At 65.8% G+C, this 9,400-nt stretch carries 11 protein-coding genes; 8 read left to right on the plus strand and 3 right to left on the minus strand.

All coding sequences use genetic code 11. The annotated features are described in order from the left end of the window. Positions 1-54: 54 nt before the first annotated feature. Positions 55-1,167, minus strand: a complete 1,113-nt coding sequence (locus tag ASD14_RS06840) for a hypothetical protein (protein ID WP_056130860.1) — start codon at positions 1,165-1,167, stop codon at positions 55-57. Between the two features lie 260 nt (positions 1,168-1,427). Between ASD14_RS06840 and ASD14_RS06845 the strand changes: the two genes are divergently transcribed. From ASD14_RS06845 to ASD14_RS06855, 3 genes are all read left to right on the plus strand, one after another. After that, complete coding sequence (locus ASD14_RS06845; protein ID WP_082538785.1) at positions 1,428-2,039, plus strand: GIY-YIG nuclease family protein; 612 nt, start codon at positions 1,428-1,430, stop codon at positions 2,037-2,039. A gap of 92 nt (positions 2,040-2,131) precedes the next feature. Next, positions 2,132-2,398 carry a DksA/TraR family C4-type zinc finger protein gene (locus ASD14_RS06850; RefSeq protein ID WP_056130863.1) on the plus strand — a complete coding sequence of 89 codons (267 nt, stop codon included), beginning with the start codon at positions 2,132-2,134 and terminating at the stop codon, positions 2,396-2,398. A 4-nt stretch (positions 2,399-2,402) separates the two neighbouring features. Next, on the plus strand, positions 2,403-3,197 hold the full coding sequence (locus ASD14_RS06855; protein ID WP_157475150.1) for a fused MFS/spermidine synthase: 795 nt from the start codon (positions 2,403-2,405) through the stop codon (positions 3,195-3,197). Here the strand turns inward: ASD14_RS06855 and dbpA are convergent. Then, entirely contained in the window at positions 3,194-4,582 is a 1,389-nt protein-coding gene (dbpA, locus tag ASD14_RS06860) for an ATP-dependent RNA helicase DbpA (RefSeq protein ID WP_056130868.1), read from the minus strand. The two genes, ASD14_RS06855 and dbpA, sit on opposite strands and share 4 nt — an antisense overlap. A gap of 227 nt (positions 4,583-4,809) precedes the next feature. Here dbpA and ASD14_RS06865 point away from each other — a divergent pair, with 227 nt between their 5' ends. Both ASD14_RS06865 and ASD14_RS06870 read left to right on the plus strand, forming a co-directional pair. Next, complete coding sequence (locus tag ASD14_RS06865; protein WP_056130872.1) at positions 4,810-5,349, plus strand: hypothetical protein; 540 nt, start codon at positions 4,810-4,812, stop codon at positions 5,347-5,349. Positions 5,350-5,420: 71 nt separating this feature from the next. Next, the gene (locus tag ASD14_RS06870) at positions 5,421-6,026 is read left to right on the plus strand and encodes a hypothetical protein (protein ID WP_056132223.1); all 606 of its coding nucleotides are present in this window, start codon (positions 5,421-5,423) and stop codon (positions 6,024-6,026) included. A 13-nt stretch (positions 6,027-6,039) separates the two neighbouring features. Here ASD14_RS06870 and ASD14_RS06875 read toward each other — a convergent pair whose 3' ends face one another. Continuing rightward, positions 6,040-7,230, minus strand: a complete 1,191-nt coding sequence (locus ASD14_RS06875) for an NAD(P)/FAD-dependent oxidoreductase (protein WP_056130875.1) — start codon at positions 7,228-7,230, stop codon at positions 6,040-6,042. 151 nt (positions 7,231-7,381) lie between these two features. Here ASD14_RS06875 and ASD14_RS06880 point away from each other — a divergent pair, with 151 nt between their 5' ends. From ASD14_RS06880 to ASD14_RS06890, 3 genes are all read left to right on the plus strand, one after another. Beyond that, complete coding sequence (locus ASD14_RS06880) at positions 7,382-8,425, plus strand: oxidoreductase (RefSeq protein ID WP_056130878.1); 1,044 nt, start codon at positions 7,382-7,384, stop codon at positions 8,423-8,425. Positions 8,426-8,458: 33 nt separating this feature from the next. Next, positions 8,459-8,866 carry a hypothetical protein gene (locus ASD14_RS06885; RefSeq protein ID WP_056130880.1) on the plus strand — a complete coding sequence of 136 codons (408 nt, stop codon included), beginning with the start codon at positions 8,459-8,461 and terminating at the stop codon, positions 8,864-8,866. Positions 8,867-8,949: 83 nt separating this feature from the next. Further along, positions 8,950-9,291 carry a zinc ribbon domain-containing protein YjdM gene (locus ASD14_RS06890; protein WP_056132225.1) on the plus strand — a complete coding sequence of 114 codons (342 nt, stop codon included), beginning with the start codon at positions 8,950-8,952 and terminating at the stop codon, positions 9,289-9,291. Positions 9,292-9,400 lie beyond the last annotated feature (109 nt).

A 9,400-nucleotide genomic window follows, 5' to 3' on the forward strand; every position in this document is an offset into this window, starting at 1 on the left:
TTGCGATCCGGCGCCCGGCGACAGACGGTTGTTGGCGGAAATGCCGGCGCGTGCTCAGGGCCGCGCGAGGGCGAGGATGATCTCGAAGACGATCAGCAACACGATCGCGAGTTCCAGGAGCTCGGCGCGGCGGCTCGAGGCTTCGTCGTACAGGGCTATGTAGGTGTCACGGATGATCGCGAGCTTGCGATCGACGGCGGCGCTCAGGCGCGGCACGCGGAACAGGTCCAGCGCCGTGCCGTAGATGCGCGCCAGATATACGTCTTCGGTCACCTGCAACGAGTTCTCGACTCGCTCGGTGAGTTCGGTCACTTCCGCGACCAGGCCGTACAGCCGGCGCGCCAGGCGCGCGGCCCGGCGCGAGGCCAGCAATGACAATCCGCCGTGCGCGTTGGCCACGAGTTCGTACATCTGCGCGAGTTCGGTATCGAGCAGTTCGTCGTAGTAGCGCATCTCCAGCAGTTGCGCGTTGGCGACTTCGATGATGTCGATGACATCCGAATCACGGCGCGGTTCGTACAGGAAGGCCCGGTCCCAGTTGAGCACGACGAGGTCGTCCTCGAAATACGAATACGCCTGCTCGGTGATGGCGGCCGATTCCTGTGCCGAAAGGCGCCGGGTTTCGCCGGAAAGCAACGCGGGCAGGTTGGCCTGTTCGAGGATCTGCGTGGCGGTCATCGGTTGAGCGAACGCGTGCACGATCGCGAACAGGTAGTCCTCCTGCAGGTGCTCGGTGGCCGGGCGGTGCAGCGCGGGTCCGACCACGCCGATGACGTTCCTGAGCGCGTCGCGCCATAGCGGCGAACCATCGGCAGTAAGCCGGTCGAGCGCATTGAAGTAGCCGGTGAAATCGTTCCAGGTGACGCCACTCACCGGAAGTCGCACCGCAATCACGATGGCGCCGAAGTCGTAGAGGCGCGCAGTCATCTCCGCGCGGAAGATCGCGCCTTCGAGCTCGACCTCGATCGGCGACATGGCCAACAGGGTCGGTGGAACACCGAACGTCAGCTCATTTGCGGCGGCGGTGGCCAGACGGGTCCGGCGGCTTTCGCGGCCCGCATGCGCCGCCCAGAGGGCTTCGGCGTGGGAGAGGTCGATTTCGTTGGCGACATCCAGCAGGCGATGCGCGACCAGCGCGCCCGACTGGACATGCAGGACAGGTGACATGCGGGCCTCCGTGGCGGCGACAGGCATCAGTGGAAACCGGCCGCTGTTACGGGTGCGTTACCGCCGCTCGCCAGCCGCGAAAGCGCAAAGGCGCAGAAACAAGAAGGCCCAGCGGCGTGAGATGAATCTCGCGGCTGAGCCTTCCGTGCCGGAATTCTGGAAACGGTCCTCGGTCCGTCGCCTTCATCTGGCAAGGCGACGTTATCGCGGCGGATGTTAGTGCCAGGTCAATCACGGGTGGCCTGGTTTAGTCTGCGGCCATGCCAGTCGATCCGCGCGATCCGGCGACCACGCGAACGCTCAGCCGCAACCGCTGCTTCCTGTATGTCGCGCCGTGCGCGTACGAAGACCAGCTGAAACTGGGTTTCTCGCGCGATCCCCTGCGGCGTTTCCAGTCGCTGCATCGGCGCTGGTTCGAGTTCTTCGACGTTGATCGCATTGCATTGGTGGAAACCGAAGCCGTGCGCGACGCGCGTTCGCTCGAAAGCCGCTTCAAGCGCGAATTCGCCGAGTTCAATGCCACGGTGCCGCTGACTATCGCCCCGGAAGCCGGCGGCCATGGCGAGTGGTACCGCGGAGCGCAGGCGGGGCTGGATCATGCGCTGCTCTCGCTGGAGAACGAGGGATACGCCATGCATGCACCGGCCCGCGATTGGCTGCGCGACCGGCTGATGCAACAGCGCGAACTGTTGTATTCATGGACCGAAGCCATGCTGACGATCGACGAACTGGAGCACCGGGCCGGGTCTACTCCGGCGCAGGATGCGGTTCGTGACGCGCTGGATGCCCTTCGCGCGTTTGCCATTCCGTTCGAGGAATCGCTGCCTGCGGGGGTGCTGCGCTGGTATGTGGAAGGCGATGGGAATCGGTGATCCGGCGATTCATCCAGGCAACCCGTTTAGCGCTGAATTCATGCACCAGTGGCTATGCTTTGCATAATAGGCACGCATTTCGGAGAACTCCCATGGCAACTGGCTGGGCCGGCGACGGCGCCGTACAGGACCAGATCGACGCCACCATCAAGGACGCGATCAAGCGCGTCCGCAGCCAGCTTCCACAGGGACCTGGGTTGATGCGCTGCGAAGAATGCGACGCCGAAATTCCGGAGGCACGCCGCAAGGCGATTCCTGGCGTGCGCCTTTGCGTGGCCTGCCAGGAAGTCCGCGACGAGGAACAGGCCGGTTTCAGCGGCTACAACCGTCGCGGCAGCAAAGACAGCCAGCTCCGCTGATTCGATGGCATCCGCCCCCATAGGCTGGCGTGCATGGCTGGCCGCGCTGTTTAGCGCGCGTGGTGCGGGCGAGGCTCTTCCGCCCAGTCTTCGCAAGCCCGCCGTGCGCCGTCGCGGCGACACCACCGAGCTGCAGTTCGTGCGTGGCGTCTCCCAAAGCCAGATGGTCACGCGCGATCCCGACCGCCTGCTGATCGATTACACGCGTACGATGCTGGGCGCGCTGGTGCTGGCGCCACGGCCACGCAGCATCGGCATCATCGGGCTGGGCGGCGGCTCGCAGCCGAAGTACTGCTATCGGCACCTGCCGGAGGCACGGATCGAAGTCGTCGAGAACAATCCGCACGTGCTGGCGCTGCGGCGGAAGTTCCGCGTGCCCGACGACGATGCGCGTTTCCAGGTGTTTCTCGATGATGGCGCGCGTTTCCTGCAAGGGCGCCGCGGCCGTTTCGACCTTTTGCTGGTCGATGGATATGACGAGACCGGCATCCCGGATGCGTTGTCGACCCAGGCGTTCTACGACGATTGCCGCGAATCACTGGCGGAAGCAGGCGCCGCTGCCTTCAATCTGTATTGCGCCGACGCCGCAACTCATGTCGGGCGCTTGCGGAATGCCTTCGGCGAAGACCACGTCCTGGTGATCGAGGAACTCCGCCAGAGCAATCGCGTCGCGATCGCCTGGACAGGACCAGACAGGGAGTCGGCGGAAATGTCGCTGTCGTCCGCCGCGCTACGCGATCTGGCCCGCGTGTTCGCTACCGTGCGCGAGCGGCTCGCGACGGCAAACCTGTCTGCCTAGATCCGGCGAACCCGGAACTTGCGTCCCTTGATCTTGCCGGCCTGCAGCCGTGCCAGCGCCTTCTCGGCCTGGTTGCGCTTGATCGCGACATAGCTGCGGGTGGCGAAGACATCGATTTTGCCCACGGCATCGGCGGGCAGCCCTGCATCTCCGGTGATCGCACCGACGATGTCGCCCGGGCGCAGCTTGTCGGTGCGGCCGGCGTCGATGCGCAGCGTGACCGTTGCCGCCGGGGGAGCACTGCGCGGACGCAGCGCCGCAAGCGTCGGGCGTTCCCAGCGGATGGTGATCCCGAGCTGCTGCGCAAGCGCGGTCGAGCGCGGAAGCTCGCGCGGCGTGCACAGGGTCAAGGCAAGGCCGGTGCGTCCCGCGCGGCCGGTCCGGCCGATGCGGTGCACATAGGTGTCGGCGTCATTGGGCACGTCGTAATTGATCACCGCGCCGAGGTCGTCGATATCGAGGCCGCGCGCGGCGACGTCGCTGGCCACCAGCACATTGCAGCTGCGGTTGGCGAAGCGGACCAGGACCTCGTCGCGATCGCGTTGTTCCATGTCGCCGTGCAGCGCCAGCGCGGTGTAGCCGAGGTGGGCGAGCGACGAAACGACTTCCTCGGTGTCCTTGCGCATGTTGCAGAAGACCACCGTGGATTCCGGCGCGTATTCCATCAGCAGGCCCGCGAGTGCAGCGGGCTTCTGCGCCGGGTCGACGTCGAAGAAGCGCTGGTCGATCGTGGCCTGCTGCTGCGCGCCTTCCACGGTGACTTCGACCGGATCGCGCATCACGCGCGCTGCGATCGTGCGGATCGATTCGGGATAGGTGGCCGAAAACAGCAGTGTCTGCCGGTCCGACGGTGTCTTGCCGACGATCTCGCGGATCGATTCCTCGAAACCCATGTCGAGCATGCGATCGGCTTCGTCGAGCACGAGCACGCGCACATCACGCAGGTCGAGCGCGCGCTTGCGCAGCAGTTCCTGCACCCGGCCCGGGGTGCCGACGACCACGTGCGGCGCGTGCTGGGCCAATGACGTGAGCTGGGGCGCGAGCGCCACGCCGCCGGTCAACGTCATCAGCTTGAGGTTGGGAATGCCGGTAGCGAGCTTGCGGATGTGCTTGCTGACCTGGTCGGCGAGTTCGCGCGTCGGGCACAGCACCAGCGCCTGCAGGCGGATCTGCCCGGGATCGATGCGGTGCAGCAGTGCCAGGCCGAAAGCCGCGGTCTTGCCGCTGCCGGTAGGCGCCTGCGCGATCAGGTCGCGGCCTTCGATCAGGGCGGGCAGGCTCTGGGTCTGCACCGGCGTCATCTGCACGTGGCCCAGGGCATCCAGACCCTGGAAAAGTGCGGGATTGAGCGGCAGGTCGGCGAATTCAGGGGCGCGTTCGGTCATGCGCCATGATACGGGCAAGTGTGTCGCGAGGCCTTTGCAGGCGTCTTTTCTGGCGAAGTGCGCCGCTTGTAGCGTGCGGCTTGCGCACGATTGCGCCGACGGGCGCGGCCAGAAGGCGCGCACTGCGCGCACTGCGCGTGTGGTGGATGCCATCGGATGCGGCGAGTACCGCATGTTCACGGCAACGGCCTTACAAGTGATCTGTTGCAGACCGACGCGAGGACGCCATGCGCACCATGCCCCTGTTCATCAGCTGTCTTTTCTTCGTCGGTGCGTTCGCCAGCGGGTGCCGTCGCGAGGCGCCCGACACCGCAAACACGACCGAACGCGTGACCGTGCCCGAAGTCCCCACCAGCCCAGCTCCCGCCCCGGCAGCCGCAACTGCGGCGGGCCCGAACGCCCTGCAGTTGGTAACTGCCGGCGTCGACCAGCCTTACCTGGCAGACAGCGCGGGCAGGGCGCTGTACTACCTCGAAGGCGACAAGGATGGCAGCAAGTGCACGGGCGACTGCACGCGCGCCTGGCCACCGCTGCTCGCCAACGAGACATTGCCGACCGGTAGCGCGAACCTGCAGGCCAGCATGATCGGCGTCATCGAACGCGCAGACGGGTCGCGCCAGGTCACCTACAACGGCCATCCGCTGTACCACTACGCTGCGGATACGAGTGCGGACCGCGCCGCGGGCAACGGCATCCGCGATACGTGGGGCCAATGGCATGCAATGAATGCGGTGGGCGAGCCGCTGCCCATGCCGCCTGCGCAGTAGTCTGCTGCTTCGTCGCCATGGATGGCAGCGCGTTCGTTATGCTCGCACCGGTTCCGACCACGGCGCGAGCGATGTCCGATTCCGAATTCCTGCCACCAGCGCAATGGGACGCGCTGCGCGAGGCCTATGCGACGCCGCCGCGCGCGTACCATGACTTTGCGCATGTCGAGGAAGTGCTGCGCCACTACGACGAAGTCGCGAACGGACCGGGTTGGGAGCAGCCCCAGGAAGTGCGGCTCGCCGTGCTCTACCACGATGCGATCTACGAGGCCGGGCGCAAGGACAACGAAGCACGTTCGGCGGAACTGGCGGTGGAACACATCGCGAGATGGCTGCCCGATCGCGGCATCGATGTGGCTCGTGTTGCCAAGCTGATCAACCTGACTGCGCGCCATGGTTCGCTCGGCCTCGGCGACGTGGATCGCGACGCCGCGCTGTTCCTGGACTGCGACATGGCGATCCTCGCAGCCGATGCCGCGACGTTCGCCGCTTACGACCGAGGCATCACCGCCGAATACCGCGGTCTTGTTCCCGCGTGGTTGTTCAAGCTCAACCGGCGCCGTTTTCTCAAGGGGTTGCTGGTGAAGGAACGCATCTTCCTGAGCGACTGGTTCCATGAGCGCCTGGATGCGAAGGCGCGGATCAACCTGCGCCGCGCGGTGACCGAGAAGCGCTGAGGCGTTCGGCGAATCAGGCGGCGATACCCGCCGCGTGCCCCGATGCCCATGCCCACTGGAAGTTGTAACCACCCAGCCAACCGGTGACATCGATCACTTCGCCGATGAAGTAAAGCCCTGGCACCTTCTTTGACTGCATGGTCGAGGACGACACCCCATCGGTATCGACACCACCCAGCGTGACTTCGGCGGTGCGATAGCCCTCGGTACCGCTGGCTACCAGCGGAAACGAGCCGAGCAGGTCCGCCATTTCATGCAGCTGTGGCTCGTTGAACTGTTTCATCGGCCGGTTCGGCAGCCAGTGTTCGCACAGGCGCTGGGCGAAACGCTTGGGCAGCAGGTCGCCGAGCACATTCTTGAGTTCCGTGGCGGGACGTTCGTGGCGCAGGCGCTGCAGCGTTTCAAATGCATCCATCCCCGGCAGCAGGTCCAGGCGCAGGTCGTCGCCCGGCTGCCAGAACGAGGAGATCTGCAGGATCGCCGGCCCGCTGACGCCGCGATGCGTGATCAGCAGGTAGTTGGTGAACGACTTGCGGTTGCAGTGCGCCTCCACCGGGAAGGCCACGCCGCTGAGATCCTGCAGGCGCTCCTGGTGCTTGCCGCTGAGCGTGAGCGGCACCAGTCCCGCGCGGGTCGGCAGCACGTCGTGGCCGAACTGGCGGGCGAGTTCGTAGCCGAAGCCAGTGGCGCCCATGCTCGGGATCGACAGCCCACCGCTCGCGACGACCAGCGCAGGTGCAGTGAGCACGCCGCGCGTGGTGTGCAGGTGGAAGGTCCCGCTGTCGCCGTGGACCACGCGTTCGATGCTGCAGGAGGTTTCGACGCGGACACCTGCAGCGGCACATTCGTCCAGCAGCATCTTCACGATCAGCTTCGACGACTCGTCGCAGAACAGCTGTCCGAGCTCCTTCTCGTGATAGGCGATGCCGTGCCGTTCGACCATCTCGATGAAGTGCGCCGGCGTGTAGCGGGCGAGGGCGGACTTGCAGAAATGCGGATTCGCCGAAAGGTAGTTCGCGGGCGACGCGCCCGTGTTGGTGAAATTGCAGCGTCCGCCGCCGGACATCAGGATCTTCTTGCCGACGCGGTTCGCGTGTTCGATGACCACCACGCGCTTGCCGATCTGGCCGGCCGTTATCGCGCACATCAGGCCCGCCGCGCCGCCACCGATGATGAGTACGTCGGTGGCGGGATGCGTGGTCATGAAGGTCCGTGGGCACAGGCGATCCGCATTTTACGGTGAAGCCGCCCAGCATCTTCCGGTGGCAGCAGACTGGACTTTCCACTAGTCCGATCCGCGCTGGCAGGCTCAGGAAGCTACCGCTAAGGTGATGAGCCCGCCCCGGAGGAAACTCATGACGCGATCGCTCCAGCCGCTGCGCGTGGCACTGATCGGCTACGGCTACGCTGGCCGCGTGTTCCATGCGCCCCTGATCCGGGCCGTCGAAGGCCTGTCGCTGGATTTCGTCGCATCCCGCGATGCAGCCAAAGTGCACGCGGACCTGCCCGATGTCGAAGTGATCGACGATCCGATGCGCGCCGTCACCGATCCGCGCGTGGATCTCGTGGTCATTGCTTCGCCGAACGACAGCCACGCGCCGTTGGCCCGTGCCGCGCTGCAGGCCGGCCGCAACGTGGTGGTCGACAAGCCGTTCACGCTTTCGCTTGCCGAAGCGCGCGAACTCGCGGCGCTGGCGGATGAAACCGGGCGGCTGCTGTCGGTGTTCCAGAATCGTCGCTGGGACACCGATTTCCTCGCAATCCGCGAAGCCATCGGGCAGGGCGTCATCGGCGAGCCGATGCACCTGGAATCGCGCCTGGAACGCTTCCGTCCGGAAGTGCGCGAGCGCTGGCGCGAACAGGCAGGTCCCGGAAGCGGTGTTCTCTGGGATCTCGCGCCCCACCTCATCGATCAGTTGCTCCAGCTGCTGGGACCACCCGATTTCGTCCAGGCCAGCACAGCCACCCAGCGCGAAGGTGCGCAGACCGACGACTGGGCGCACGTCGTGCTGGGCTTCGGCGAGCGTCGCGCGATCCTGCAGTTGGGGATGCTCGCGGCGGGCGGCGGCGCACGCTTTCTGGTCCATGGAACACGCGGCAGCCTGTTGAAGAGGTGTCCCGATCCGCAGGAGCCACAGCTGCTGGCAGGCGTCCGGCCGGGTGATGCGGAGTGGGGCGTGGATCTCGATGCCCTGCAGGTGATTGGCGGCGACGGGATGGTGGAGCACCGGCAGAGCGCGCGTGGAGATCAGTCGCGCTACTACGCGGCGGTCCGCGATGCATTGCTGGGGTGTGGCGACAATCCGGTGACGCCGGCACAGGCGGTTGCGGTGATGGCGGTGCTGGAGGCGGCATTGGTTTCGGCACGCGAAGGCCGAAGCGTGGTTCCGGACGCGTAGTACTGAGACAGGAACCGATGCCGGAGGTGGCACATGCGCGACGAGACCAGGACCGGCCCCGAATACTCACTGCAGTTCGCCGAGCGCGGCGGTTTCCTCCATGTTGACGTCAGCTGCGGCGTGGACTCCCAGCCAGTGCGGATCGCGTACTGGAAGGCTCTGGTGGCGGAAGCCCATGCGCGCGGCCTGCGCAGGATGCTGGTGTTAGACCGCATGAAGGAGAACCCGGCCACGCCGCAGCAGCTTGCCGAAATGGCGATGATCTTCCGCGACGAGGCAGGGAACTTCGATCGCATCGCCGTGATCGAGCGGCGGCCGGAGCTCCTGTCGGCCGTGGAGCACGGCGAGATCCTCACACGGGATCTCGGGATCAACCTGCGCATCTTTGTCGATCCCGCCGAAGCCGAACGCTGGCTGCGCTACGGCTCGCCGGACGACTGAGCGCCCCCACCGCGTGACGTCCTGTTTGGGCGGGCCTCGCATGCGGCCGTAAAATACGCGTCTTCTTCCCACGGATGCCGTTCGTGCCCACCGCTCCCGCCTGTCCGCAATGCACCCTCGAGAACACCTATGCGGACGGCGGCAACTTCGTCTGCGCCGATTGCGGCTTCGAATGGCCGATGGCGGGGGAAGCCGCTCAGGAAGGCGGAACCGTCGTGCGCGACAGCAACGGCAACGTGCTCGCCAATGGCGACACCGTCGTCGTGATCAAGGACCTGAAGGTCAAGGGCTCCTCGATTCCGCTCAAGCAGGGCACGGTGATCCGCAACATCCGCCTGGTCGAAGAGGACGCGGAGCACATCGAAGGCAACTCGGACAAGATCAAGGGCCTGGTGCTGAAGACGATCTTCCTGCGCAAGGCGTGATTGCGTGGCGGCGGGCCTCTCGCCGCTTTCGTCCAGCTTATTGCTCCCGAGTTGATGGGTATGGCTCCCGCTACGGCGTGCTTTCTGAATGGGTTGCATGCCCATGCTG

Origin of the sequence: Lysobacter sp. Root494, from assembly GCF_001427225.1 — a bacterium.
In the GTDB taxonomy this organism is placed as follows: domain Bacteria; phylum Pseudomonadota; class Gammaproteobacteria; order Xanthomonadales; family Xanthomonadaceae; genus Agrilutibacter.